The sequence below is a fragment of the Segatella oulorum F0390 genome (assembly GCF_000224615.1).
In the GTDB taxonomy this organism is placed as follows: Bacteria; Bacteroidota; Bacteroidia; order Bacteroidales; family Bacteroidaceae; genus Prevotella; species Prevotella oulorum.
Genome location: NZ_JH114215.1, coordinates 1003252 through 1028382, shown reverse-complemented (window position 1 = coordinate 1028382; position 25131 = coordinate 1003252). Strand labels below are relative to the sequence as shown.

The window sequence follows — 25131 nt, the reverse complement described above, 5'->3', positions numbered from 1 at the left end:
AATAACGCCACAGCCTCATGATTCGTTTTTGTTCCACTGTTTGCTACTTTCGACAGAAGTTTATACCTCTCTTGCGGTGACGTTGGTATCGGTCATACATCACATTCAGACATTACAAAGAAATTATAAGCTTTCCTTAGGGAAAAAAATCTTGAAAAGTTTTGGAGAAGTGCGAAAATAATTCTACCTTTGCAACGCATTTGAAAAAAATGCTTGGCAATCAGAGATAAGCCTAATCTTGGAAGGATGGGTGAGTGGCTGAAACCAGCAGTTTGCTAAACTGCCGTGCGAGTTCTCGTACCGGGGGTTCGAATCCCCCTCCTTCCGCCCTTGCTTGAGTTGCGCGCTTATGTAAAGAAACGGTCGGTTCATCTAACGGTTAGGATACAAGATTCTCAATCTTGGCATACGAGTTCGATTCTCGTACCGACTACAATGAAGACCCTACAAATCAGTGATTTGTGGGGCTTTTTTGCTTTTAAAGGAGAATGTGTATGGAATCGATAAAAGAACTCTTTCGCATCGGAAAAGGGCCATCGAGCAGTCATACTATGGGGCCGCAGCGTGCTGCACAGTTGTTTGCTGCGCGTAATGCCGATGCCGCTTCTTTTCAAGTCACCTTGTATGGTTCACTCGCTGCAACAGGTAAAGGGCACATGACCGATGTTGCTATAGAGGATGTTTTGAGTCCCATTGGTACTGTCGAGATTGCTTGGCAGCCTCAGACCTTCCTGCCGTTCCATCCCAACGGCATGCGATTCGTTGCGCTTGATGCCGAAGGCATTGAAAAGGACGATTGGACGGTCTATAGCATTGGCGGAGGAGCATTGTCCGAAGGGAAAGGCATGGGCGATTGTTTCGAAGGAAATGATGTCTATGCTTTAAATTCGCTACGCGAGATTATGCAATGGTGCAAGGAGAATGGTAGCAGCTATTGGGAGTATGTAGCACATTGCGAAGGCGATGCTATCTGGGATTTCCTTTCCGACGTATGGAATGTGATGCGCAGTGCCGTCGAAGCAGGCTTAAGCCATGAAGGCGTGCTGCCTGGTCCGTTGCATTTGCCACGAAAGGCATCAACCTACTATGTGAAAGCCACGGGTTATAAACCTTCCCTACAAAGCCGCGGACTTGTTTATTCCTACGCTTTAGCCGCGAGTGAGGAGAATGCGTCTGGTGGCACGATTGTGACAGCGCCGACATGTGGCGCATGTGGTGTGCTCCCCGCTGTGCTCTATCACCTACATACCGCACATCATTTTACGGACGATCGCATCATCAAGGCATTGGCAACGGCGGGACTGTTTGGTAATGTGGTAAAGAAGAACGCATCCATCAGTGGTGCTGAGGTCGGTTGTCAAGGCGAAGTAGGTGTCGCTTGTGCCATGGCGTCGGCTGCTGCTTGTCAGCTGTTCGGCGGCAGTCCCTCACAGGTAGAATATGCTGCCGAGATGGGGCTCGAGCATCATTTAGGCATGACTTGCGATCCTGTGTGCGGCTTAGTGCAAATCCCATGCATCGAGCGCAATGCCTTTGCCGCCACCCGCGCGCTCGATGCTCAGCTTTACGCTTCTTTCAGCGACGGCAGCCACCGTGTAAGTTTCGATCGCGTGGTGAATGTCATGAAGCAGACCGGTCATGATCTTCCTTCTTTATATAAAGAAACCAGCACGGGCGGCTTAGCGAAAGATTACGAACAAGATTATTAGAAACACGAAGACTGTATGGATATTGAGAAGATTAAATCACTTGTCCACCGTTACGATGGGCTGTCGAACACGTTGGGGATGGAGTTTTTCTCTACACCAGAGCCCGACACATGCAAAGCAACAATGAAAGTTGATGGACGTAACACGCAACCGTTTGGTTTCCTATCCGGCGGAGCTTCTTTAGCCTTAGCCGAGAACTTAGCAGGCGTCGGTAGCTTAGCATTGTGTCCGGGGAAGATTTGCGTCGGTATCCAAGTGAGTGGCAATCACGTGCGCGCCGTGCACGAAGGCGACACCGTCACTGCCCATGCTCGTCTGCAGTATCAAGGCAATACCCTGCACGAGTGGCATATCGATATTGTCAACACCAACGACGAGCTCATCTCCACCGTACACGTAACCAATTACATTATGAAAACTTCCGCCCCTCGCAAATGAGCAGTTTTGCTTACTTTCGACTTCCGGGGCAGTCGCAATATCTCTGCGTAAGGTCGCGCCAATCACCGATTGAGTTGTCATCTTACGCAGCGTTAGACGCGACGACATCGGGCTACGTTTTGGCTCCGTTTCATCTCTCTTCTGCGCATCCGTTGCTTGTGATAACGGCCGATTTCGTGCAAATCTGCCCTCTAACGCCCGTGCTGATGCCGCAAATTTCGATTTCAAAACAACAAGCCGACGAGGACATCTATTGCGCAGACTTCCGACGCTTTCATGCAGCCTTGCAGATGCACACGTTGCAGAAAGTGGTCTTAGCGCGGCAGTTGCAGGTAGAGTTAAACACCCACATCGACCCACTTGCGTTGTTTCATCAGGCCTGCGTGCTCTATCCTCACGCATTTGTCTCGCTGGTCCATACGCCGAAAAGCGGAACATGGCTCATGGCCACACCCGAAACCTTGTTGGCCAAGCTGCCCACGGGCACACAATGGTACACCATGGCCTTGGCCGGAACGATGAAGCAACCGGGCCCTTGGACTGATAAGAATTGCGAGGAACAGCGCCTCGTCGCCGACTATATTGAAGCCTGCCTGACGCCTCACAGCGAACAAATCAAGCGGTCAGAGCCCTACGTGAGGCAAGCGGCGCAACTCTACCATCGGTGCAGTGACTTTTTCTTCACACTCAAGCCATCAACCCGCTTGGGCGATGTGCTCGCCGAGCTGCATCCCACACCTGCCGTCTGCGGCATGCCCAAAAACACTGCGCAAGAACTCATCTTGCGTGAGGAACATCTTCAGCGCGCTTATTACAGCGGATTCAGCGGTCCGCTCAATGTGCACAACACCACCCACTTCTTCGTGTCCCTGCGTTGCATGCAGCTATTTCAGCGTCGTTGCACACTCTACGCCGGCGGCGGATTGCTTCCGGCCTCTGACGAGCAGAGCGAATGGAACGAAACAGCGCTGAAATTAAACACCATGTTGAATGTACTCCAATCAAAATCATATTAATAGCCTCACGCGCCTATTGGTGGCCCATGGTGTGAGGCATGCCGTGCTGTGTCCCGGCAGTCGCAATGCACCCATTGTTCACAATCTCAACGCTTGCAACCTATTGCGTTGCTATGCCGTCACCGACGAGCGCAGCGCCGGCTTTTACGCCTTGGGGCTGAGCCTCATGTCGCAATCGCCCGTAGCCATCTGCGTCACGAGTGGCACGGCGCTGCTCAACGTCCTACCTGCCGTGGCCGAAGCATGGCATCAACACGTGCCGCTGATCATCATTTCGGCCGATCGTCCCACGGCGTGGATAGGGCAGCAAGATGGCCAGACGTTGCAGCAGCCGGGCAGTCTCGCCGGCTTCGTAGGCTGCACGGTTGATATTGAAACGCCCCTGAACGACGAAACTCGCTGGCTGTGCAATCGGCGTCTCAACGAAGCGCTGATAAGGGCACGGCAGGGTGGTGGCGTGCCCGTGCACATCAACCTACATATCGCCGAGCCGCTTTATGATTTCTCGGTATCCGAGCTACCAGCCGCACGCACCATCGCGCTGCACACGCCGCTTCTGCAACCCGATGCCCCGCTTGATTGTCCGGCGTTGCAAACGGCACTCAGCAACGCCTTGCGCCCCGTGGTGGTGATGGGGCAGCAGGCATTTACACCGGCATGGAACACCGTCATTGCGCGTTTGCAGACACAAGGCATCGTGGTGCTGTGCGAACCCTTGGCGTGCGACGCACCGGGCACGCCCGTCGATGCGCTGATAGCCTTGGCTGCAACCACCAACCTTGCGCTGCCCGACTTCATCCTCTACATCGGCGGAACCATCGTAAGCAAACGGTTGAAGGAATATCTGCGGCGCGCCACCAACGCAGCGTGTTGGGTGGTGAATGAGGACGGTGCGGTGTATGACACGTTTCAGAATTTGCAGGGTGTGGTTCAAGCGTCACCCATCGCCCTGCTCCGTGTGCTCACGTGGCAGGGCGCCGACACCTGGCAACAAGCTTTGTCGACGTTGGCGCGTCGTGTGGAAACCAGCCTCGCGCGCTATGTGCTGCCTTTTTCGTCGCTCCATGTGGTGCAGTGTTTCGAACACCTGCTCATGGCTCACGCCGATAAGCCCGTGGTGCACTATGCCAACAGCATGGCCGTGCGCATGGGCTGTCTCTATGCGCAACACTATGTGTATTGCAACCGAGGCGTCAACGGCATTGAAGGAAGCCTTTCAACGGCTGCGGGACAATCGTTGGCCACCGATGATGATGTGTTTTGCGTCATCGGCGACCTCAGTTTCTTCTACGATCACAACGCGTTGTGGAATCGGCATCTCCGCGGCAACCTGCGTATTCTGCTGCTCAACAACGGCGGAGGTGCCATCTTCGGCAAGTTTGCGGGATTGCGTGTGAGCGACGCCCGCGAGCCTTTCGTGATGGGCGCGCACCACACTTCGGCCAAGGGCATCTGCGCCGCATACGACGTGGCCTATCATGCGGCTACTTCGCCGGCCGATTGCGCGGCGTTGCTGCCCGTTTTCATCAAGCAGCAGAGCCGTTGCCCCGTGCTGTTAGAAGTTTTCACGAACAGTGAGACCGACGCATGCGCCTATGAAGACCTTTTCCGCCAACTCACCACAATGGATGACGACCGCGCGTCGACCCCTCAACAGTAGTTTTTTCGTAGATATTTGCACGCAATGATCTTGGCCATCCGTCAAGGTGGTTGATTGCTTCGAATGCCTGCTTTTCGCATCTGCAAGCAAAACATATTCATGCGTGCAAATGCTTTGTCTATCGGCAAAGCAGACAAAGTGGCTTCGCACAAAATCCTTCCTACTTTTTAAAAATGTTGTGAGGCAAAACACTGTGTTTTGCATAACAAACAGTCTGCAAAATCGTTTTCGCGTTGTATGAATCGACTTTGCTGCACTGCAAAATCGTTTTTGTGTTGTATGAATCGACTTTGTTGCGCTGCAAAATCGTTTTTGTGTTGTATGAATCGACTTTGTTGCACTGCAAAATCGTTTTTGTGTTGTATTAATCGACTTTACTGCACTGCAAAATCGTTTTTGTGTTGTATGAATCGACTTTGCTGCACTGCAAAATCGTTTTTGTGTTGTATGAATCGACTTTGCTGCACTGCTTGTTATGCAGAACACAGTAATCTTCGTATATGTTTTACAATTTGTGAGGCAAAACACTGTGTTCAACCACACAAATTATGAAATTGTGAGGCAAAACACTGTGTTCAACCACACAAATAGTAAAGTTGTATGAGGCAAAACACTGTGTTCTTCGTAACTGTTTTACTATTTGTTATGCAGCGCACAGTGTTTTGCCTCACTACTTTTAATTTTGTTAACTCTACATTTTGTTTTCTAATGCTTTGATATGCTGTAAGTTATTCTATCGACTATATTTTTCGACTTCAAAATATCGCATGATAGCGCCATGCAGCCGTTTCAGGCATCAGTAATGCCGCAGCATCAGAGCGCGATGTGTTGTTGTGTATGCAAAAGGCAACACGATTTACATGAGGCGCATTTTTTCATAGCAATCAATCGCCTATATGAAAAAAACTGCTTACTTTTGCAATGGGCGAGTTTGATGGATAAGCGCTTGCTGCCACAGCGCGCCTGCTGCAAGCATGCCATTGCATTGCGCATGAAACTTTTAAAACTGAAATAGAGATGAGTAAGCGAGAATGGAAGCTCATTGAGGGCTTCGACTTTAAAGAAATTTTGTTTGAGCACTTTCACGGCATTGCCAAAATCACGATCAACCGCGAGCGCTATCGCAACGCATTCACACCGCTGACTACATGGGAGATGAGTCGTGCTTTTGAATACTGTCGCGCGTGTCAAGACGTGCGCGTGGTGTTGCTGACGGGTGCGGGCGACAAGGCATTTTGCGCAGGCGGCGATATGCATGTCAAAGGGCGCGGCGGATATGTCGGCGATGATGGTGTGCCAAGGCTCAACGTGTTGGATGTGCAAATGCAGATACGCCGGCTACCCAAACCGGTCATCGCTATGGTCAATGGCTATGCCATCGGTGGCGGACACGTGTTGCATGTGATGTGCGACCTCACGATAGCGAGCGAAAACGCCATCTTTGGTCAGACGGGGCCTAAAGTGGGTTCCTTCGATGCCGGCTTTGGTGCGAGTTATCTTGCGCGCATGGTCGGACAGAAGCGCGCACGCGAAATTTGGTTTCTTTGCCGACAGTACACGGCACGCGAAGCCGAAGTCATGGGCATGGTGAACAAAGTGGTGCCCTTGCCGATGCTCGAAGACACGTGTGTGGAGTGGGCAGAGGTGATGATGAGACGCAGCCCGCTGGCATTGCGCATGATCAAAGCCGGTTTGAATGCCGAACTCGACGGTCAGGCGGGTATTCAGGAGTTGGCGGGCGACGCAACGATGCTTTATTACACGCTCGACGAGGCGCAGGAGGGCGGACGCGCCTTTTTGGAGAAACGAGAGCCCGACTTTAGTCAATATCCGCAGTTTCCTTGATGTTAAGCTACGAGATTCATGCGCGCACGTTCCATTTTAAGCAACCTGCCGGAACGTCGCGTGGCGTTTACACCGTGCGCAAGAGCTATTTCGTGACGTTGCACGACACGGAGCGCCCGCAATGCAAAGGCATCGGTGAGTGTGCTCCGTTGCCGAGGCTGTCGTGCGACGATATCGTGAATTATGAGACGCTGTTGACGCAATTTTGCGAATTGCTGGTGCAGACACATCGCCTGCCGCTCGCGTTGTTGCAACCTTATCCCAGTATGCAGTTCGGCCTTGAGACGGCGTGGACACAACTCCATGCCGCCGGTAGCTGGCGACTGTTCGACACGCCGTTTGCACGGGGTGAAGAGGGCCTTGCGATGAACGGCTTGGTGTGGATGGGGCGGTATGACGAGATGTTGCAGCGTCTCGAGGAGAAGTTGGCGCAGGGCTATCGCTGCATTAAGCTGAAAATCGGAGCCATCGACTTTGCAGATGAGCTGGCGTTGCTGGCGCGCATACGTGAGCGCTATACGGCTAAGCAGGTGGAGATACGCGTCGATGCAAACGGTGCTTTCAGTGCTGCCGAGGCCTTGCAGCGGCTAACGGAATTGGCGGCCTTCGACCTGCACTCCATCGAGCAGCCCATTCGCCAGGGACAGTGGTGCGCGATGGCGCAATTATGCAAACAGTCGCCCATTGCGATTGCTTTAGACGAGGAACTCATCGGTGTGAACACGCCGCAGATGCGCGCAGCGTTGTTGGATGCCATTCGGCCCCACTATCTGGTGTTGAAACCCTCACTGCATGGGGGCATGGCGGGCACAATGGAGTGGCTCAGTTTGGCGCGGCAACGCTCCATTGGCACGTGGATGACGAGCGCGCTCGAAAGCAACGTAGGTCTCAATGCCATTGCGCAGCTGTGTGCGCACGTTTACGCACCAACGCCTGCGATGCCTCAGGGATTGGGCACGGGGCAGCTCTTCACCGATAATGTTGATGTGCCGTTGCAGGTGCGCGGCGACAGGTTGTGGTTTTCAGATACGAAATAGATGACGGTTGACGAATTTTTGGCCGAGTGGCATAGCGCCGACGAGGGACTTTGGGTACACACGAGTGGCACTACCGGCGCGCCGAAGCCCATGTATGTCTTGAAACGGCAGATGCTTCGCTCGGCGCGCGCCACTTGCGACTTCCTGGGGTTGCAACAGGGCGACACGGCATTTCTCTGCATGTCGGTCGATTATATTGCCGGCAAGATGATGGTGGTGCGTAGCCTTGAACGCGGGTTGCAGTTGGTGCAGGTGCCACCGTCGGGACATCCCTTGCGGGATGTTATCGTGCCGCGGGAGCCGGCCTCGTTGGCGGCCATGGTGCCTTTGCAAGTTTACAATTCGTTGCAAACAGCAGCCGAGCGCGAGCAGTTGCAGCGCTTCACACACGTCATCATCGGCGGGGGTGCTATCGATGCGCAGCTCGAACGGCAACTGAGCAGCTTCCCCAATGCCATTTGGAGCAGTTATGGCATGACCGAGACGCTGTCTCATGTGGCGCTGCGGCGTGTCAGCGGCCCCTGCGCGTCGTTGTGGTATCGGCCGTTGCCGGGCGTGAACGTGTCGCTCGATGACGATGATTGCTTAGTGATTGATGCGCCGGCCGTGCACGATGGCCTATTGCATACGCACGACATCGCGACCTTGCGCGAGGATGGTTGTTTTCGCATTTTGGGTCGGCGGGATAACGTCATTTGCAGCGGAGGGGTGAAATTGCAGGCCGAAGCCATCGAACAGCGTTTGCAGTCGTGGCTCGATGCTCCTTTTGCTATCACCAAGCGGGCCGATGAGAAATTTGGCGAGGTGGTGGTGCTCATCACCACTGCAACTGATTTAGAGATGGTGAAGGCTGTGTGTGTTGCGCAGCTTCCGAAATACTGGCAACCGCATGTTTTCATACAGGTGGATGCGCTGCCCCTCACGGCGACGGGAAAAGTGGCACGCAATGCCTTGTTAAGTCTCGCGGAAAAAGTCTAATGCCGACTTGATTTCTTCGTTGGTTGCCGTTTGGTCGAGCAAGTAGTCACCAGCTGCACGCAACAGTGTGAAGCGGATGTGGTTTTGTGTATTTTTCTTGTCGTGTTGCATCCACTGCAGCAGCTCGTCGTAATCGTCGCAGGTGATGAGTAGGCGGCCGTAGTGCTCGCGGATAAATTGCACTGCGACTTGTAGCTCGCGCAGCGGAAATCCGCATTTGACATGTGAGAGATAGAGCTCGCAAATCATGCCATAGGCCACTGCATAGCCGTGCAAGATGGGCGTGCGGCGCATGGCGAAACTTTCGAAAGCGTGACCTATCGTGTGACCGAAGTTGAGCACTTTGCGCAGCTGTTGCTCATGCGGATCTTGCGCTACGATGCGCGCTTTCACGGCAATCGATTCGGCAATCAACGCTTGCAAGGCATGCAGATTGGGGCGCTCGAGGTCGAAAGCAAGCAACGCGTGCAACCTGTCGGGCTGTGCGATGAGCGCATGTTTCAACATTTCGGCATAGCCCGAACGCAGATTACGCGCATCGAGGGTCTTGAGAAATGTGCTGTCGATGAGCACGGCTCGGGGCTCGCAAAACGCGCCTATCTCGTTCTTCAAACCCATGAAGTTGATGCCTGTTTTGCCACCAACCGAGGCGTCGATCATCGCCAATAGGGTGGTGGGAAGGTTGACAAAGGCGATGCCTCGTTTGAAGGTGCTCGCGGCGAAACCACCGAGGTCGGTCACCATGCCGCCACCCACGTTGAGCAAACATGAATGGCGCGTTGCATGCTGCTCGCTCAGCGTTGTCCACACCTGCGTGAGTGTGGTGAGGTCTTTGTGGGCATCGCCCGACTGAATCGTGATGTGTGTGGCCGTGCGCAGCAGCTCGCGCCCATCTGCCGTGTTGCGTGTGGTTGATGGTTGCGCTTCGCCCTTATGCGATAGGTTGTGTGTGGTCGATGGTTGGTTCTCGTCCGGCATGATTTGTGGCCAACATAGCCGCCGGGTGTTCTCATCGGTCAGTATGAACACGCGGTCGGGTGCTAATTGCGTCAGCGTGCGTTGAAGCGCATCCTGCAATGCGTCTACCATCAAAATTTTGTTCTCTGTCATCGTTGTCAACTGCTATTGTGCTTACAAAAGTAGTGCATTTCGCCCAACTAATGTCAAGATGAGGCGATTTCTTTGCTCAGTTCTTCCTTTCTATGCCGAAAAAACGAGCGGCGGCGCATGTGCTCTTGATGCACAGGTGCAGATGCTACTTCCGTGCCGTTGGCGCTTAATTCTTGGTAGGAATGCTTTCATGTTTCAAAAAAAAGTCGTTATTTTGCATGCGAATTAAAACGAAGTAATGGAAATAATCAATAGTATTGTGGCGTTGCAAAACGCATTGTACGCACCGCGCAAGGCGGGGAAGCGGATAGGCTTGGTGCCCACGATGGGTGCGTTGCATGATGGTCATGCCTCGCTCATCCGCCGGAGCGTGAAGGATTGTGATGTAACGGTGGTGTCGGTGTTTCTCAACCCAACACAGTTTAATGATCAGAACGATTTGGCGCGTTATCCAAGAACCTTGGAGGCTGATTGTGCGTTGGCCGAAACTTGCGGAGCAGACATCGTGTTTGCTCCCTCGGTGAAGGAAATTTATCCCACACCCGATACCCGCACATTCGCTTTTCCGCCCGTTACGACAGTCATGGAGGGTGCTTATCGTCCGGGACATTTCAATGGGGTATGCCAGGTGGTGAGTAGGTTGTTTTACATCGTCAAGCCGCAACGTGCCTATTTCGGCGAAAAGGATTGGCAGCAAATTGCTGTGATTAAACGTTTGGTTACATTCATCAACAGCCCTGTGGAGATTATCGAATGCCCCACCATACGTGAAAAAGATGGGTTGGCGAAGAGCAGTCGTAATGCTTTACTCGCGCCCGAGGAGCGTCTGTTGGCTGCGAAGATTTACGCAGTGTTGCAGGAGAGTGTGGCGCGTAGCAAAACGAAGACTGTAGCCGAGGTGCACGATGAAGTGGTTCATCAGCTGAATGCTGCTGATGGATTGGATGTGGAATATTTCGATATTGTGGATGGTAGGACGTTGCTACCGGTAACGCAGTGGGACCAAGCAGCTGAAGTGGTGGGCTGCATCACGGTTTATTGCGGTGCGACACCCATTCGGCTCATTGATCACATCACTTATCGAAAGGAGGCAAACTATGATGATTGAGGTTTTGAAGAGTAAGCTGCATTGCGTGACCGTCACTGAGGCCAATTTGCATTATATGGGTAGCATCACGATTGACGAAGATCTGATGGATGCTGCCGGGCTGATCGCCGGCGAGAAGATACAGGTTGTGAACAACAATAATGGTGAGCGTTTCGAAACTTATGTGATAAAAGGTGAGCGTGGCAGTGGCTGCATTTGTCTGAATGGTGCTGCTGCGCGCAAAGTGCAGGTGGGCGATGTGGTTATCATCATTGCTTATGCGCTGATGGATATCGACGAGGCTAAAACATTCTCGCCCACCATTGTTTTTCCGAAGGAAGGTAATCGTTTGTAGGGATAGGCGCAGCGCGAGATGCAGAAAATGGCTGCCGAGTAGGCTGCGACGACGTTGTTGAGCATCATGCCGGTGTCTTGGTATGCTGCGATGGCGTTGTTGTGTATCGTGCCGGTGTCTTGGTATGCAGCGATGGCGTTGTTGAGCATCATGCCGGTGTCTTGGTATGCAGCGACGGCGTTGTGGTGTATCGTGCCGGTGTTTGCTTTAGGGTAACGTTGTGCTGTAAAAAAGCGTCACATCATCTGCTCTTCGCGATGATGTGACGCTCTTATTTTTGCTTGTTGGAGTTACTGCGCCTTGCGTATGTTAGCAATGTGGTAGGGGTGCAGCTACGCCGAGCAGCTATTTCTCCGTCTGATGCGTTGTTGCACGTTTGCCTTTTGTTGTGCTATGCGTATCGTCAGCCTGTTTTGCTGCGCTCTTTTCAGACGAAACGGTATGCCTTGTTGCCTTCCTTTTGGGTGCTTCCAACTTTTCGATCTTCGCTTGCAAGCGAATGATTTCTTTATCCTTTATTTCGATCTCATCACCCTGGTTCTTTATCATGGTGAGGAGATTTTCGAGCTCATCATTGTCGATATCTGCGGGATAGAGGCTATTCACACGATTGATGAAGTCACCGAGGATGTTCATATAGTTAGTGAAGGCATCAAACGCACTGTCATAGATGCCGCGGTCGATGCCCACCAATGAAGGCTTTGTGGTCATGAAGCGGAAGTTGTTGCTGGCCTGTAGATAGTCCCAATCTTGGTTGATGCGCGGGTCGTTGGCAATACGTACACGATCGGCCACGCTGTAGAGTTTATCAAAAGCCTCCTGTTGCATGGGGTTTCCTAACCACGGACTCACATCGCGCTCTTCATCCACCCAGCTCAATGAGTCGGGCACCGAGAGATGATCAACGGGTTTCCGATTAGTGCAGAGCTCTGAAGGAGTGGCAAACACAATCTGGCGGGCTGTTGCGCAATCGGGCAGCGCTTTGAAGAATTCCAAGATGTTACTGTCTAAAGGTTGTGCCATGCCCAACGCTGAGAGCTCCATAAAGATGTTAATCACCTCTTCGCGTTCGGGAAGCGCAGCGATCTCGTCGACAAAATGGTCGGCAAACAAGGGATATCCTGACCAACTGTGGTCGTTGAATCGCAGCGAAATATCATCGCTCAATGCAATGTCGCGCAGGAGCAACTTCAGATTGGGTGCCAGTGGATTATTGTACAAGTAGTGAGGCGATTTCCAACCTAATACATGTTTAGCGCCCTCGGTAATCATACCTTTGAAACCCATCTTGGCCGCTTGGTAGCCGATTTCGTCGTTATAGATGAGTGATGAGTTGCGCAATACCTGAGGCTGCTTGCCGAAATATTCATGCATCAAGGCACATTGGCGTTTCACTTCGGCCGCGAAACTTTCCACATTAACCAACGATGAGAGACCGTGTGAATAGGGCTCAGCCAGAAACTCTACACAGCCTGTGTCATTGAGTTCCTGTAACTTGCTTAGCACTTGTGGTGCATGGTTCTCTAATTGTTCTACGCAAACACCGCTCAGTGAGAAGGCTACTCTGAATTGCTGTCCGTGGCGGTGAATCATATCGAGCAGTGCATTGAGTGCCGGCATATACGATTTCTCCGCTACTTCAGCTATTCGTCGTTCGTTTTCGTAATCGTCATAGTAGTAATGATCGGTGCCGATGTCGAAAAAGCGATAACGCTTGAGATGCGTAATTTGGTGTATCTCAAAATATAAACAGATTGTTTTCATATTTCTTTTTGTTTTTTGTTCTAATTTATTGCCAACCTAATACGTGTAAATAAAGCTCCTTAATCCATGCACCCACCTTTGTCCATGTGATTTGATCAACTTCTTTTTTACCTTCGATTGATAGATAATCAAACAAGCTTTCGTTATGACAGATGCTGTAAATTGCATCGGCTAAGGCGTGGATGTCCCAATAATCAATCTTGATGCAGTTCGTTAAGATTTCCGAGCAACCACTTTGTTTCGAGATAATGGTGGGCGTTCCGCATTGCATGGCCTCTAAGGGAGAAATACCAAATGGCTCGCTCACAGATGGCATAACATAGACATCGGAATCTTTCAGACATTCGTACACTTGCTTACCACGCATGAATCCTGGAAAATGCAGGCGGTCGGCAATGCCACGTTCAGCTGCAAGATAAATCATTTGATTCATCATATCGCCCGAACCCGCCATACAAAACCGTACATTGTGCGTGCGATGAAGCACCATATTAGCTGCCTCTACAAAATATTCGGGACCCTTTTGCATGGTCAATCGACCTAAGAAAGTAACCACTTTCTCTTTGCCTTTATGATTGGGGCGTGGCAGCTTTTGAATTTCTTCTGACAGCGGATAGACGGCATTGTGTACAGTAAACACTTTGCGTGGGTCCTGATGATATTGCTGAATGACGGTTTGACGCGTCAATTCGCTCACACACATGATGCAATCAGCATGATCCATTCCGTCTTTCTCAATACCAAACACCGTAGGATTTACATGCCCACGACTGCGGTCGAAATCAGTAGCATGCACATGAATGCAAAGTGGTTTTCCCGTTACCTGTTTAGCATGTATACCCGCAGGATAAGTCAACCAATCGTGTGCATGGATGATATCGAAATCAAGTGTGCGTGCCACAACACCAGCTATGATAGAATAGTTGTTGATCTCTTCGTGCAAATTAGCGGGATATCCTCCTGCAAACTCCATGCATCCCAAGTCGTTGACATGCATATAATTAAAGTCTCCATAGATGTGATCGCGCAACTGATAATAGAGTTCTGCAGGCATAACATTGCCTATGCGCGTCTTGAGTGTGTCGGTATTGACATCGCGCCATGCAATAGGCACACAATTCATGGCCACGATGTGTGCCGCAGACTGGTCTTCATCGCCAAAGGGCTTAGGCAAGCAAAGCGTAATATCCATATCGCCTTGGACATGCAATCCTTCGGTGATGCCATAGTTGGCCGTAGCCAAACCACCATAAACATGAGGGGGATATTCCCATCCAAACATTAATATCTTCATGCTTTTCCCTCCGTATCTGAAGTGAAGTGATAATGATCAAGTTGTGCTAACGTGCGCAATATTTCGGCTACGTTCATAGCAAACGAGATAGCAGCTTTTCCTTTAAACGGCGGATTTCCATCGAATAGTTCGGGAATAGTCCCCAAACAATGATGGGTCATCTCGTCTTCATAACCTACCATCTGTCGCTCAATGAAGCTCAGGCGCGTGCGTTTATAGAGTTTCAGACAGGCTTCCATGTAGAAACCTCCTAACCAAGGCCATGCTGTTCCTTGATGATAGGCATAGTCACGCTGGCGTTGTGGGCCTGTGTAGAGTGGGGTATAGCCATTGCTTTTAGGCGAAAGAGTGCGCAATCCCTTGGGCGTAAGCAGTTCGCGCGTACAAACATCTAAGACACTTTTCTTTTGCTGTTGATTGAGCGGTGAATAATCTAATGCTATGGCAAAAATCATATTTGGGCGCACACTCCAATCTTGTGGTCCTTCGTCCACATAGTCGAATAGGTAGCCATATTCATTGACAAAGCATGAAACAAAAGCTTGTTGGCAGCGCATGGCCAAGTTGTCAAGCCGCTTTTCTTCAGCCTCATCATGCATTAAGGCGGCCATCTCTGCAGAAAACTTCAATGCATTATACCATAATGCGTTGAACTCCACGATATAGCCCGACCGAGGAACAATAGGATGGCCATCAGCCATTGAATTCATCCAGGTCATGGGTTTCTCATGTCCTTCGGTATAAACTAATCCATTTTCTTTCAACGTGAGATGAGGATGATGTCCTGATTCTATAAAGGATAAGATGGCGTGAAGCTGTTCCCCATAACGAGATTGGCATGCTTTTAAGCCGGCATCCTTTGCATATTGCTGAATACACCAAACAGCCCAAAGCATCACGTCAGGTTGCTCTATCTCGGCAATTTTTACTGAAAGAGGCTGTCCGGCCATAAACTCTTGCAACCCACGCATGGCAGTCTCCATGACCAATTCAAAATAATCGCGCTCGTTAATGGAGAGTGTCAGTCCAGGCAGTGCTATAAACATGTCGCGCGCTCGGCACTTAAACCATGGATAGCCCGCCAAGATGTAGCGATCACCATTTTTCTCATGGATGTGGAATTGGTGAGCCGCGTTTACTAAACAGTGGAAGAAATTGTCGCGAGGGGTACGTTCAGCCACTTCTTTAGCAAACAAATCGTGTAGCGTAGCGGGTTCAATCTCTGATGTTGATGCAGAGAACACTACACTCTCGCCTTTCTTAATGTCCAATTCAAAATAGCCAGGCACATATAAATCTTCTGTAGAATCGTAGCCACGCTCACGTTCTTTCGCATATTCAATGTCACGATACCAATCGGGCTGGTAGATGAATTCATTGGGTTTATCAAACTGTAGATACAAATTAGGATAGCCAGCATACAAGCAAGTGCAAATTCCTCCATCAACCATTTGATAGTTGTGATTGGCTACACCATTGGCATGTGTAAATTCTTTCACACTACGAAAGGCCAGGAAAGGGCGCAATCTGAGTTTAGTTTCAGAATGGGAGTCGACCAATGTGTAGCGAATGAGGATACGATCCTCATAGTGTTGGAATACAACCTCGCGTCTTAAAATCACTCCCCCCACGCGATAAATGGTTGTAGGCACTTTATCGCAGTTAAATGCATGGATATACTTATGCCCGTTGGGACTGAAATGGTTGCCTTGATAACGATGCAAACCCAAATTAAAATCGGCACCATGTTGCACAACGGTTACGTCTAATGATGACAACAGCACATGATTTTCGTTATCTAACTCTGGCACAGGAACCACTAATAAACCGTGATACTTGCGCGTGTTACAATCCACTATGGTAGAACATGAATAGGCTCCCGACCGATTTGTGCGTAGCAACTCACGGGAGAGCGACTCTTCTAAATTTGTTACCAATGCTCGTTCAAACTTCAAATAACTCATAGTTTCTAATTAAGGCTTATGAATTTAGTTCATATAGCGCCAGCATTTTTAATAAATAGTTTTGTTGTGCTCAAAGTTAAACATTTTCTGTGAAATGACGAACAATATTGTTTGTTTTTTTTAGGCAATTATTTTTTTCTGTTTTTGCTTACATTTTATCTGTAAAAATGGAGATTATAAAAAGTTTTTCAGTACTTTTGCACACATCTATACTTTAGATATTAAATTAATCGCACGATGGTACTAAAACGAGATTACGAGAAAAAAGAGGTCGTTAAAGCTATTGCGGAGATGTGGGCACCACTCACACAAGCCGAGAAACGGGTCTTACTTCACGACATCCATATCAAGAATTTTAAGAAGAATCATTTCATCTATAAAGCTTCTGACCTTCCTACGCGTATGATGGTGCTCATTCAAGGGAAGGTAAAGATTTATAAATTAGGCAGAAATGGAAGAAGTCAAATCATACGAGCCATCAAACCCATGGAATTTTTTGGCTTTAGAGCTTACTTTGCTAATGAGCTATACAAGACAGAAGCGATGGCACTTGAGAATGCAGAGGTCGCTTTTTTCAATACCGAGACGATTGTTAAATTGATGAAAGAGAACTTTCACATCAGTTTGTTCTTTCTGAACTATCTCTCAAAGGAACTTGGACAAAGTGATGATAGAACGGTAAATCTCACGCAAAAGCATATTCGTGGGCGGTTAGCTGAAGCATTGTTGCTTCTCAAAAATAACTTTGGTTCAGAAGAGGAAGATGATACTTTGAGTATCCATCTTAGCCGAGAAGATTTGGCCAGTCTGTCGAATATGACAACGAGTAATGCTATTCGGACACTGTCTAACTTTGCCAATGAAAACCTTATTGCGATTGATGGACGAAAGATTAAGATTGTCAATAGTGACGAGTTAATAAAGATTAGCCAATTTGGTTGATAAGCATTTGAAATAAAATGGCATAGATTGCACTGTAATAGCCATTACTTTTAAGTGCAATCTATGCCATTTCTTTTTATAAAGTCCATCATTTTAAGCAATTTTCTTATCCCGAGCTCGCGTATAATAACACCGATATTCTTAATAACTAAAAGAGCTGTATCAAACCCTATAATGAGTAACGACACAGCTCTTTTTCTTGTTTTGAGGGAGGTTAAAGTTTCTAATCAAGAAGTTCGCATCCTTTCAGATGTTGAGCTTATATCCAATATATTTTATGGCAACTATTTAAGCTCATGCAACATGTAGGGTGCTCCAGAAACCTTTACCTTCAATTTTTCATAGCTTCCATCATCCATGTGATAGACAGAGTAGCCCATGCCTTGGTCTGTTGACATGCCGAAGATGATATTATTGCCAGACTTGCAGATGGATGTGGCCCAGCCTACAGTTCCAGAAAAATTCATTTTCTTGCAAGTCTTATTGTATAGATTAATTTCAAAGGCTTGAAATGATTTGTCATGAACGTAGTCAGGTGGATTACTTGCCGCTCCGGGAATGTTAAGGTATCCATAAACCTTTCCGTTTCCACCATACACTTTATTATAGGCATACGATGTTCTGTTCCCCTTTACTCCTTCTAAGTTTACGTCTGCAAGGGTGAAGCAATATGAGTTGTCAAAGTCTTGCTCCCCTTTCTTAATGCGCAAGAATCCTTCTTTGACCCCAGGCTGGTATCCAAACATAGCTACGCAATAGAAATAGATGTCACCCTTCTCGTCCACGAATGGGTCCCCAGCGGGGGTCATAGAGGAGGCCATTGTAGCACGAGGGTCACTAATCATTTTGATGGGCTTATCGGTCTTGGTATCTATTAAGGCTATATGTGCCCCCTTCTCGCATGAGTAGGCAGACTTTAATTGGCAGAGCGTCACGTATAAGATGCCGTCTCTGATGATGGAAGCACATGGTTCAGGATTATTGTCGCCAGCCAACTTCCCCAAGGAATAGCCAGATAAATTTATTTCTCCTGTTTTTGTCATGGAGGACGGATCTATAATCCACACCTTTCCTAATCCAAGACAAGAAACGTAGGCTTTCTTCTCGGATAAGAATGTGATGTATGTGGCCTTTGCACCACTTGGAAATAGCATGGTGTTTCCTTCTTGAACAAGGATTCCATCCTTAGGGATGTACTTGTAGAGGTGTTCTGTATCTGTCACATATATCTTATTTTTATACACGAATGTGAATGCCCCCTTCGGAAGCACCAATGCGTTGTCTGTATTGAGTGAACTAACACTCAAATCCTTGAACAGGCTAATATATGTGTTTTCTCCGATGTTTACACTGTGTACAAATCCTACTTCAGATTTTGTAGAGGGAGGAAAGTCCGGAGAGTCCTTTCCGCATGAGGTGAGACCTACAAGAGATAGCAACACAAGGGCTGCGATTAAAAAATAATGTTTCATTTTATTTGTTTTTAAATTGGTAATATATTACAAACTCATTGCTCCGCCCGATGTTTTGTCGCGGAACAGATTAAAACGCAATTTTGTTTTAAAAGTGCGTCCTTGCAGTGGCATCTTGAATTCCATATAGTTCTCCTTGTCAAAGATGTTCTCAACTTCGAAACTCAATGAAATGTTATTGTGCCAAAAGGATTGTTGAAGGCCTATGGTAAACACATCGTTGGAGGGGATAATCCATTTTTTACGCTGGTCGGACAGTGTGCTCATTTGCCATCCCCAATCGAATTCTCCGACATGGGACACATCCATATAAATTCTAAATAGTTCATTTCGCCCCAGCAAATTTTCTGCATGATACTCCAAACCATAGTTAAAATAGAAAGACGGTATGTTGGGTACATGTTTATTATATGTGGGATTATCCGTCCCTTTTGCATCGTTTAACCATTTCTGCCGGTCTCGAATGTCCTGTAGTGTAAGATTGAAATATGTATAGATGTTTGGTGTCACGTCTACTTTCAAATCGGTATCAAACCCCATCGTGCTCGTCTTTCCCAAGTTTGTGTAGATGGAACGGATATCAGCGGGGAAAAGCCTTATCATATTCTGGATATACATGTAATAGAAGTTTGTTTCCCACTGCACGCGGGTAAGTCCCATCACATTTCTTGTATCTATGATGGTTCCAACGTTCAGGTTGTCTCCAATTTCAGGCAGTAAGTTCACTGATGGCTTGATGCTCATTCCGTTACCGAAAAGTTCTCCTGTGTCTGGGAGTCTCACATTGTGTGAAAATGAGAACTTTCCCCTCACGCCTTTCCAAAACTCATAGCTCACTCCCTCACTAAATCCGTAGTACGTTTTGTTCACACTTGTTTGTTTGGGAGCTGATGCATCTTTCATTTGGGCTTTCGACAAGGCATCGCTTGTTCTAAAGATTTTTGACTTCAGATAGTAAATGCTTATCGTCAAGGAATTCTGAAAACGATGATTGGAAGAGGCATACAAATGACAGAGTCCGATATTGTTTGAAATCATTTTGCTGGGAAACGAGCTAGGATCGAACCCGAGATAGTCATTCATGCGTTCATCTTTAGGACGGTAGTCCGAAAGAGCAAGTTGATCATTTATGTTGAATGTATGTTGTCCAAATGTATATTTTAAATTAAATTTGTTTCGTAATTCAAATTGCCGGTTATGGGATTCATTAAGAAGATTATCTTCTGTTTCCCCCATTGCCTGAGTGATGGTTCCATCCCATTGTCTTCTTGTTGTTGTTGTGTCTATCAGGCTCGTTTGTATAATAGGAATAACAAGGGATGATTTCATTTCCAAACCTTTAAAGATGAAGTCGTCTTTTTCTATATGTAAAGTGGGCATTATATTAAAGCCTTTCATATAGGCATGCTGCGAATCAAAGTTAAGAGACTGTATACCTTTTTTATTTCTGTAGAAGGCGCATTCCAAATCCAGTTTATCGAAGTATAACTTTCTAAAACCAATGCCGACATGATAGAAGTCTGCGTCATAATAGTCATTATTTCGTCTTACCTTTCTGTATTCTGAGACTGGCAGGTTTGTTTCGAATACTGGCCATGACATCGTGTAGTTGTTCTTGGATTTATTCTTAAAGAAAGCAACATTAAATAATATGCCTGACTTTGCAAAAAGCTTTTGAGCACTTGTAAGTGTCTTGGATGTTCCGAATGATGCCAATTCCTGCGTGAATCCTACTAAGTCGCATTCATCCTCCCGTGTCACAATATTGATGGCTCCTCCTAATCCGTCGCCTCCATATTCTGCAGGCACAATACCCTTGTATACCTCTATATATTTGATCACATCTATTGGAATATCGTTGATGTCGAAAGAACCGTCAGGACTGTTGAGTGGAAAACCATTAATATATACGGCGACACGCTTACCTTCTAAACCATGTACAGATATGCGCGACGCACTTCCCAATCCGCCTGTCTTTCTTACTTTGATGCCAGACGTGCGTGTAAGAATTTCTTCTATACCGCTTGAACGTCCCCGCAGCTTGGATCCGTCCACTACGGTTACAGCCATAGGACTTTGCCGAATGCGGTTTATTTCCGCCTGCTGGGAAGATCCCCTCACTACAACTTCGTTAAGGATGTTCGCTGATGATTCTAAGAAAAAGTCTTTTGTGATATTGCCGTTTAATACAATGACTTGCCTTACTCGTTTATATCCAACAAATGAAACCTCAACAATACATGTTCCATTTGAGGGAATGTCAATTTGATAATTGCCTGTCTTATCAGAAACTGTTTTCTGTTTTGTATTTTTGATTGATATGTATGCCCCAGATATGGGAAGTCCTGTTTCTTTATCTATGATTTTCCCACGTAATATATTTTGGGCAGACAAAACTGTTGTACACAAACACAGTATCGTTACGATGAATAATCTGTTCATAATTTTATGGATTAATGAGTTCTCGCCATCCTGCCGTATTATAGCGTATGTATTCAGATAAGACCTGTTTTACCTCTTCCTTGCAGATTTCTGTGCTTGAGACAATCTCTCCGATGATCGTTACCCATGTGGAAGAGGAAATCCGAAAGAATAGTGACGAAATTCTTGTTTGTATTTGTGGATAGACTTTTTGCATTTGGTCAATATATTCTTTACTTATTGCAACTTGTTCTTCGATAAAATTTTCACGGAAAAACTCTACAGAAGTACCTTTTGATTCAAAGAGTAATAACTTTAATTCTTCTTTATATAAGAAAATTATTTTAAGCGTTTCTCTTAGCAAATCTTTTTGATTTTGTATAGAGAAGTGAAGTTTATCTATTTTGTTATGTTCTATGCGATAGGAGGACATCCTTTCATCCAAGACTATAAGTAAAGGTCTAAGGACAGTATAAAAAATATCATCCTTTGTCTTAAAATAATTGTATATATTACCTAAGGCAACTCCCGATTTTGCCGAAATTGTTCGCATCGAAGTTTTTCTAAAGCCATTTTTGATAAATTCATTGCGAGCAGCTGCGACAATCTTGTTTCTTATGTCTTCTTTTAATGTTTTCATTACTATTTTATTAACGGACATCGTTTAATTTTGTTCATAAAAAAAGCGTACTGTCTTTTTTAGACAGTACGCTACTTTTATTATTGCCTTTATGCGGCTGTGTGATATTTTTATCATTAATTCGATTTTTGGATACAAAGATATGGAAAGAATCCGATACAGACAATACCTATTAATGAGTATTTTTAATCGAATTATGATACTAAACTCAAATGAGCTTGAATAAAAATTCTCCTCCGACATTTTTTTCTAAAAGCGATTCATTGTAGAGTATCTTCCCAGCAAACTGCGTGTAGGGTATAATCTTTCTGTTGCGATAGTCCTGTAAGGAGCAGGAACTGATATGCAGCCGATCGCACACTTCTTTACACATGAGGAAAAGTCCATCTACAAGAGTAGCTTGTGTGTATCCGTCATTTCTACTATCCGTCTCTCTACATCTCTCAATGCCGAGAAGACCAGCTGCATCTCGTCCGTCTCCATGTTCAAATCTCTTGTTGTTTCCTTTATATTTGTTTGCTTTTAAGTTTATTCGACTTTGTAAGAAGAAGTGCTTCCACATCTTCACGCTTGCAATAGCACTTGTGTCCGATCTGCGTAAACGACAGCATACCCATATCGTGATAATGCTACAAGGTGCGCTTACTGATATTCGGTAGCCCGCACACATCCCCTTTGTGCGGCCTATCTGTGTGCTTACTTTTCTCTCCGAATGTCTTGTGGCAGCATTCTTATAAAATACATATAGCGATGATAACCAAGGATAAAGTTACAGAAATATTCTGTATTATCGATGAGTTTGACAAGAATTTAGGTGGTGAATTGAAGAAAAACCTGTGCTTATTCGCCCATAATAGTAGTAGGAAATGTTACATAAATTGTAAAGGGAAACTTTCCGAAAGTGAGATGATAACGATTCTTATATGCTATTATTCGTACACCGCTCAATACATAACTTTATCATGAACCTATGTTCTGCCCTTATTGCCTATTGCTTTTTTGACAATAAAACAGAGGTGTTACCTGTTTATATTGAAAAATCAAAGCAGTTAGAACTATTTGTATACTAAGCTTATCCCGAAATCACGTACCATTTTAGTAGATGAAAGAGGGAGCTACTGGTGTGAAAGTTGCAACAGGCTACAAGCCTTTGACAGTTTTTCTTCCATGGGGAGCATTGCATCTATCCAATGAATTGTGAAACCACGGCGCTCCATACCACGAAACCATGTCATTTGTCGTTTCGCAAATTGATGGATTGCTATTTCTAACTGTCGAAACATCTCTTCAAAAGTCAATTTCCCTACTACGTATTCTGTCACAAATTTATACTCTAAACCATAATAAATAAGGTTATCGGTGGGAATTCCTTGTTGCAATAGTTGCTCTACTTCTGCAATCATTCCTGCATTGAGACGTGCTTGTAAGCGTTGTGTTATTTTCTGACGACGCGCTTCTCGATCAATGTTTAGGCCAATGATGACAGACGAAATAGGAGGATATTCTCGTTCGGGTGTAGGGTGTTGCAGATTATAGGTCTCAATTTCTATCGCACGAATAGCGCGCTGACAGGAATCAACATCCGTTGTGTTGTGTAGCGAGTCTCCCTGTCGTTGTTTCAATTGTTTTAAAATTTCCGTTAGCTCATCTAATGTTTTATGAGCTAATTCTTGGCGTAACACCTCGTTTTGTGGAACTGGCGATAGGTGGTAGCCTTTCAAAACCGATTCGATATAAAGTCCTGTTCCACCGCAAAGAATAGGTTGTGCGCCCCGTTTACGAATATCCTCATAGGCTTTCATAAAATCTTCTTGATAGCGAAAGAGGTTATATTTCGTTCCTGGATCGCAGATGTCTATCAAATGATAGGGAATAGCTTGTCCGTCTACTATGTAATCCGATAAATCTTTGCCCGTACCAATGTCCATTCCACGATAAACCTGACGACTATCGCCACTTAGGATTTCACCACATTGTGCCGCAGCTAAGTGAGTTGCAAATGTTGTTTTCCCCGATGCTGTAGATCCGAGAATTGTGATTAGAGGTGCCGTTTCATTTGTCATGTGAGCAAAGATAATAAAAAAATCTCTGTCAGCACGGCTGACAGAGATGATTTTAACCTGCTAAGAATGTACGATGTACAATCAAGCAAAGGTCTTATGGGTTGTGTCTTACTTCAATTCAGCGAGGTACTTGATGGTACGAACCATCTGAGAGGTGTAAGAGTTCTCATTGTCATACCAAGAAACAACCTGTACTTGATAGCAGCCATCAGCGACTTTGCTAACCATAGTCTGGGTAGCATCGAAGAGAGAACCGAAGCGCATGCCGATAACATCAGAAGAAACGATTTCGTCTTCGTTGTAACCAAAGCTCTCTGTTGCTGCTGCCTTCATTGCTGCATTGATACCTTCAACGGTTACATCGTTGCCTTTAACAACAGCTGTAAGGATGGTTGTTGAACCGGTTGGAGTTGGAACGCGCTGTGCAGAACCAATCAATTTGCCATTCAACTCAGGGATAACGAGACCGATAGCCTTTGCAGCACCTGTTGAGTTAGGAACGATATTGCAAGCACCTGCGCGTGAACGACGGAGGTCACCCTTGCGCTGTGGACCATCAAGAATCATTTGGTCGCCAGTATAAGCGTGAATCGTTGACATGATACCGCTTTGGATTTGAGCATACTTGTTCAATGCTGCAGCCATAGGAGCCAAGCAGTTGGTTGTGCAAGAAGCTGCAGAGATAACGGTATCTGCGGGAGTCAATGTCTTGTGGTTTACGTTGTAAACGATGGTTGGGAGATCGTTTCCTGCAGGAGCAGAGATAACAACTTTCTTAGCACCAGCCTGCAAGTGAGCAGAAGCCTTAGCTTTTGAAGTGTAGAAACCTGTGCACTCAAGTACAACGTCTACGCCCAACTTGCCCCAAGGAAGTTCAGCTGCGTTTGGCTTTGCATAAATTGTGATTTCCTTACCATCAACAGTGATAGATCCCGGCGTAACAACAGTTTTGCCATCTTCGCCAAGAACTGCATCCTTATAGCTTACAGTGTGCTTACCTTCGCCATATTTGCCGGCGAAACCACCCTGAGCAGTGTCATACTTCAAGAGGTGTGCAAGCATTTTTGGGCTTGTCAAGTCGTTGATAGCAACAACTTCATAACCTTCAGCCTCAAACATTTGACGGAATGCGAGGCGACCGATACGGCCGAAACCGTTAATAGCTACTTTTGTCATTTTTACTTTTTGTTTTTATAAGAGTTTATAAAATATAACTTTTTCTATGTTGCATAGCAGGATATTCTCCCGCTGACGGTTGCAAAGATACAATATTTTTTTTATTTTTGCAGTCGCAAATTGTATTAAATATTATAAAAAACGGTGCATCACGGCTGTA

The 25131-nt window shown here is 46.8% G+C and carries 19 protein-coding genes, 2 tRNA genes and 4 pseudogenes; 14 read left to right on the top strand and 11 right to left on the bottom strand.

Translation table 11 applies throughout. The features are described from left to right. Nucleotides 1-240: 240 nt before the first annotated feature. The 9 genes from HMPREF9431_RS04370 to HMPREF9431_RS04330 all read left to right on the top strand — a co-directional run bounded on the left by HMPREF9431_RS04370 (nucleotide 241) and on the right by HMPREF9431_RS04330 (nucleotide 8683). A tRNA-Ser gene (locus HMPREF9431_RS04370) sits at nucleotides 241-327 on the top strand. A gap of 34 nt (nucleotides 328-361) precedes the next feature. Then, nucleotides 362-433 (top strand) — tRNA-Glu (locus HMPREF9431_RS04365). A gap of 61 nt (nucleotides 434-494) precedes the next feature. Further along, complete coding sequence (locus tag HMPREF9431_RS04360; RefSeq protein ID WP_004379935.1) at nucleotides 495-1709, top strand: L-serine ammonia-lyase; 1215 nt, start codon at nucleotides 495-497, stop codon at nucleotides 1707-1709. A 15-nt stretch (nucleotides 1710-1724) separates the two neighbouring features. Beyond that, on the top strand, nucleotides 1725-2147 hold the full coding sequence (locus tag HMPREF9431_RS04355; protein WP_004379934.1) for a PaaI family thioesterase: 423 nt from the start codon (nucleotides 1725-1727) through the stop codon (nucleotides 2145-2147). Then, on the top strand, nucleotides 2144-3163 hold the full coding sequence (locus HMPREF9431_RS04350) for a chorismate-binding protein (protein WP_004379933.1): 1020 nt from the start codon (nucleotides 2144-2146) through the stop codon (nucleotides 3161-3163). Before HMPREF9431_RS04355 ends, HMPREF9431_RS04350 begins: the two co-directional genes overlap by 4 nt. Beyond that, nucleotides 3138-4823: a 2-succinyl-5-enolpyruvyl-6-hydroxy-3-cyclohexene-1-carboxylic-acid synthase gene (menD, locus tag HMPREF9431_RS04345; RefSeq protein WP_004379932.1), complete on the top strand. Its 1686-nt coding sequence runs from the start codon at nucleotides 3138-3140 to the stop codon at nucleotides 4821-4823. Before HMPREF9431_RS04350 ends, menD begins: the two co-directional genes overlap by 26 nt. 1017 nt (nucleotides 4824-5840) lie before the next feature. Further along, the gene (gene menB / locus HMPREF9431_RS04340) at nucleotides 5841-6668 is read left to right on the top strand and encodes a 1,4-dihydroxy-2-naphthoyl-CoA synthase (protein ID WP_004379931.1); all 828 of its coding nucleotides are present in this window, start codon (nucleotides 5841-5843) and stop codon (nucleotides 6666-6668) included. Then, the gene (locus tag HMPREF9431_RS04335; RefSeq protein WP_004379930.1) at nucleotides 6668-7705 is read left to right on the top strand and encodes an o-succinylbenzoate synthase; all 1038 of its coding nucleotides are present in this window, start codon (nucleotides 6668-6670) and stop codon (nucleotides 7703-7705) included. Before menB ends, HMPREF9431_RS04335 begins: the two co-directional genes overlap by 1 nt. Next, a complete protein-coding gene (locus HMPREF9431_RS04330; RefSeq protein WP_004379929.1) occupies nucleotides 7706-8683 on the top strand; it encodes an AMP-binding protein in 978 nt (325 codons plus the stop codon). Here HMPREF9431_RS04330 and aroB read toward each other — a convergent pair. Then, nucleotides 8660-9793: a 3-dehydroquinate synthase gene (gene aroB / locus HMPREF9431_RS04325; RefSeq protein ID WP_040560828.1), complete on the bottom strand. Its 1134-nt coding sequence runs from the start codon at nucleotides 9791-9793 to the stop codon at nucleotides 8660-8662. The genes HMPREF9431_RS04330 and aroB overlap by 24 nt on opposite strands. Before the next feature lie 238 nt (nucleotides 9794-10031). Between aroB and panC the strand changes: the two genes are divergently transcribed. Further along, nucleotides 10032-10901: a pantoate--beta-alanine ligase gene (panC, locus tag HMPREF9431_RS04320; protein ID WP_004379927.1), complete on the top strand. Its 870-nt coding sequence runs from the start codon at nucleotides 10032-10034 to the stop codon at nucleotides 10899-10901. Next, on the top strand, nucleotides 10891-11235 hold the full coding sequence (gene panD / locus HMPREF9431_RS04315; RefSeq protein WP_004379926.1) for an aspartate 1-decarboxylase: 345 nt from the start codon (nucleotides 10891-10893) through the stop codon (nucleotides 11233-11235). Before panC ends, panD begins: the two co-directional genes overlap by 11 nt. Nucleotides 11236-11580: 345 nt before the next feature. Here the strand turns inward: panD and HMPREF9431_RS04310 are convergent, their stop codons facing one another. From HMPREF9431_RS04310 to HMPREF9431_RS04300, 3 genes are read right to left on the bottom strand one after another with little or no spacing between them, the layout of a single operon-like run. After that, nucleotides 11581-12999, bottom strand: a complete 1419-nt coding sequence (locus HMPREF9431_RS04310) for a glycoside hydrolase family 57 protein (protein WP_004379924.1) — start codon at nucleotides 12997-12999, stop codon at nucleotides 11581-11583. Between the two features lie 25 nt (nucleotides 13000-13024). Next, nucleotides 13025-14293 (bottom strand): glycosyltransferase family 4 protein, encoded by a 1269-nt coding sequence (locus HMPREF9431_RS04305; protein ID WP_004379923.1) that lies wholly within the window; start codon nucleotides 14291-14293, stop codon nucleotides 13025-13027. Continuing rightward, on the bottom strand, nucleotides 14290-16257 hold the full coding sequence (locus tag HMPREF9431_RS04300; protein WP_004379922.1) for a glycogen debranching enzyme N-terminal domain-containing protein: 1968 nt from the start codon (nucleotides 16255-16257) through the stop codon (nucleotides 14290-14292). Before HMPREF9431_RS04300 ends, HMPREF9431_RS04305 begins: the two co-directional genes overlap by 4 nt. 237 nt (nucleotides 16258-16494) lie before the next feature. Between HMPREF9431_RS04300 and HMPREF9431_RS04295 the strand changes: the two genes are divergently transcribed. Next, nucleotides 16495-17199 (top strand): Crp/Fnr family transcriptional regulator, encoded by a 705-nt coding sequence (locus tag HMPREF9431_RS04295; RefSeq protein WP_004379921.1) that lies wholly within the window; start codon nucleotides 16495-16497, stop codon nucleotides 17197-17199. Nucleotides 17200-17483: 284 nt separating this feature from the next. Here the strand turns inward: HMPREF9431_RS04295 and HMPREF9431_RS04290 are convergent, their stop codons facing one another. The 5 genes and pseudogenes from HMPREF9431_RS04290 to HMPREF9431_RS12230 all read right to left on the bottom strand — a co-directional run. Next, on the bottom strand, nucleotides 17484-18671 hold the full coding sequence (locus tag HMPREF9431_RS04290) for a YncE family protein (RefSeq protein WP_004379920.1): 1188 nt from the start codon (nucleotides 18669-18671) through the stop codon (nucleotides 17484-17486). 27 nt (nucleotides 18672-18698) lie between these two features. Then, entirely contained in the window at nucleotides 18699-21113 is a 2415-nt protein-coding gene (locus HMPREF9431_RS04285) for a TonB-dependent receptor (protein WP_004379919.1), read from the bottom strand. A 4-nt stretch (nucleotides 21114-21117) separates the two neighbouring features. Continuing rightward, nucleotides 21118-21753, bottom strand: coding sequence for a TetR/AcrR family transcriptional regulator (locus HMPREF9431_RS04280; protein WP_040560826.1), 636 nt, complete (start codon nucleotides 21751-21753; stop codon nucleotides 21118-21120). 187 nt (nucleotides 21754-21940) lie between these two features. Continuing rightward, nucleotides 21941-22242: pseudogene (locus HMPREF9431_RS13425) on the bottom strand (helix-turn-helix domain-containing protein). Continuing rightward, a pseudogene (locus HMPREF9431_RS12230) lies at nucleotides 22239-22463 on the bottom strand (MerR family transcriptional regulator); the annotation flags it as partial. The pseudogenes HMPREF9431_RS12230 and HMPREF9431_RS13425, both read right to left, overlap by 4 nt. A 19-nt stretch (nucleotides 22464-22482) precedes the next feature. Between HMPREF9431_RS12230 and HMPREF9431_RS13760 the strand changes: the two are divergent. Both HMPREF9431_RS13760 and HMPREF9431_RS13685 read left to right on the top strand, forming a co-directional pair. Beyond that, nucleotides 22483-22665: pseudogene (locus tag HMPREF9431_RS13760) on the top strand (IS982 family transposase); the annotation flags it as partial. 5 nt (nucleotides 22666-22670) lie between these two features. Then, nucleotides 22671-22802, top strand: a pseudogene (locus HMPREF9431_RS13685) (IS982 family transposase); the annotation flags it as partial. A gap of 45 nt (nucleotides 22803-22847) precedes the next feature. Here HMPREF9431_RS13685 and miaA read toward each other — a convergent pair. Next, nucleotides 22848-23795 carry a tRNA (adenosine(37)-N6)-dimethylallyltransferase MiaA gene (gene miaA / locus HMPREF9431_RS04270; RefSeq protein ID WP_004379914.1) on the bottom strand — a complete coding sequence of 316 codons (948 nt, stop codon included), beginning with the start codon at nucleotides 23793-23795 and terminating at the stop codon, nucleotides 22848-22850. A 108-nt stretch (nucleotides 23796-23903) separates the two neighbouring features. Next, on the bottom strand, nucleotides 23904-24971 hold the full coding sequence (gap, locus tag HMPREF9431_RS04265; RefSeq protein ID WP_004379913.1) for a type I glyceraldehyde-3-phosphate dehydrogenase: 1068 nt from the start codon (nucleotides 24969-24971) through the stop codon (nucleotides 23904-23906). Nucleotides 24972-25131: the final 160 nt, after the last annotated feature.

Coding starts and splice junctions, on each gene's coding strand:
- HMPREF9431_RS04360 (WP_004379935.1), top strand. CDS start 495: ATGGAATCGATAAAAGAACTCTTTCGCATCGGAAAAGGGCCATCGAGC.
- HMPREF9431_RS04355 (WP_004379934.1), top strand. CDS start 1,725: ATGGATATTGAGAAGATTAAATCACTTGTCCACCGTTACGATGGGCTG.
- HMPREF9431_RS04350 (WP_004379933.1), top strand. CDS start 2,144: ATGAGCAGTTTTGCTTACTTTCGACTTCCGGGGCAGTCGCAATATCTC.
- menD (WP_004379932.1), top strand. CDS start 3,138: ATGTACTCCAATCAAAATCATATTAATAGCCTCACGCGCCTATTGGTG.
- menB (WP_004379931.1), top strand. CDS start 5,841: ATGAGTAAGCGAGAATGGAAGCTCATTGAGGGCTTCGACTTTAAAGAA.
- HMPREF9431_RS04335 (WP_004379930.1), top strand. CDS start 6,668: ATGTTAAGCTACGAGATTCATGCGCGCACGTTCCATTTTAAGCAACCT.
- HMPREF9431_RS04330 (WP_004379929.1), top strand. CDS start 7,706: ATGACGGTTGACGAATTTTTGGCCGAGTGGCATAGCGCCGACGAGGGA.
- aroB (WP_040560828.1), bottom strand. CDS start 9,793: ATGACAGAGAACAAAATTTTGATGGTAGACGCATTGCAGGATGCGCTT.
- panC (WP_004379927.1), top strand. CDS start 10,032: ATGGAAATAATCAATAGTATTGTGGCGTTGCAAAACGCATTGTACGCA.
- panD (WP_004379926.1), top strand. CDS start 10,891: ATGATGATTGAGGTTTTGAAGAGTAAGCTGCATTGCGTGACCGTCACT.
- HMPREF9431_RS04310 (WP_004379924.1), bottom strand. CDS start 12,999: ATGAAAACAATCTGTTTATATTTTGAGATACACCAAATTACGCATCTC.
- HMPREF9431_RS04305 (WP_004379923.1), bottom strand. CDS start 14,293: ATGAAGATATTAATGTTTGGATGGGAATATCCCCCTCATGTTTATGGT.
- HMPREF9431_RS04300 (WP_004379922.1), bottom strand. CDS start 16,257: ATGAGTTATTTGAAGTTTGAACGAGCATTGGTAACAAATTTAGAAGAG.
- HMPREF9431_RS04295 (WP_004379921.1), top strand. CDS start 16,495: ATGGTACTAAAACGAGATTACGAGAAAAAAGAGGTCGTTAAAGCTATT.
- HMPREF9431_RS04290 (WP_004379920.1), bottom strand. CDS start 18,671: ATGAAACATTATTTTTTAATCGCAGCCCTTGTGTTGCTATCTCTTGTA.
- HMPREF9431_RS04285 (WP_004379919.1), bottom strand. CDS start 21,113: ATGAACAGATTATTCATCGTAACGATACTGTGTTTGTGTACAACAGTT.
- HMPREF9431_RS04280 (WP_040560826.1), bottom strand. CDS start 21,753: ATGTCCGTTAATAAAATAGTAATGAAAACATTAAAAGAAGACATAAGA.
- miaA (WP_004379914.1), bottom strand. CDS start 23,795: ATGACAAATGAAACGGCACCTCTAATCACAATTCTCGGATCTACAGCA.
- gap (WP_004379913.1), bottom strand. CDS start 24,971: ATGACAAAAGTAGCTATTAACGGTTTCGGCCGTATCGGTCGCCTCGCA.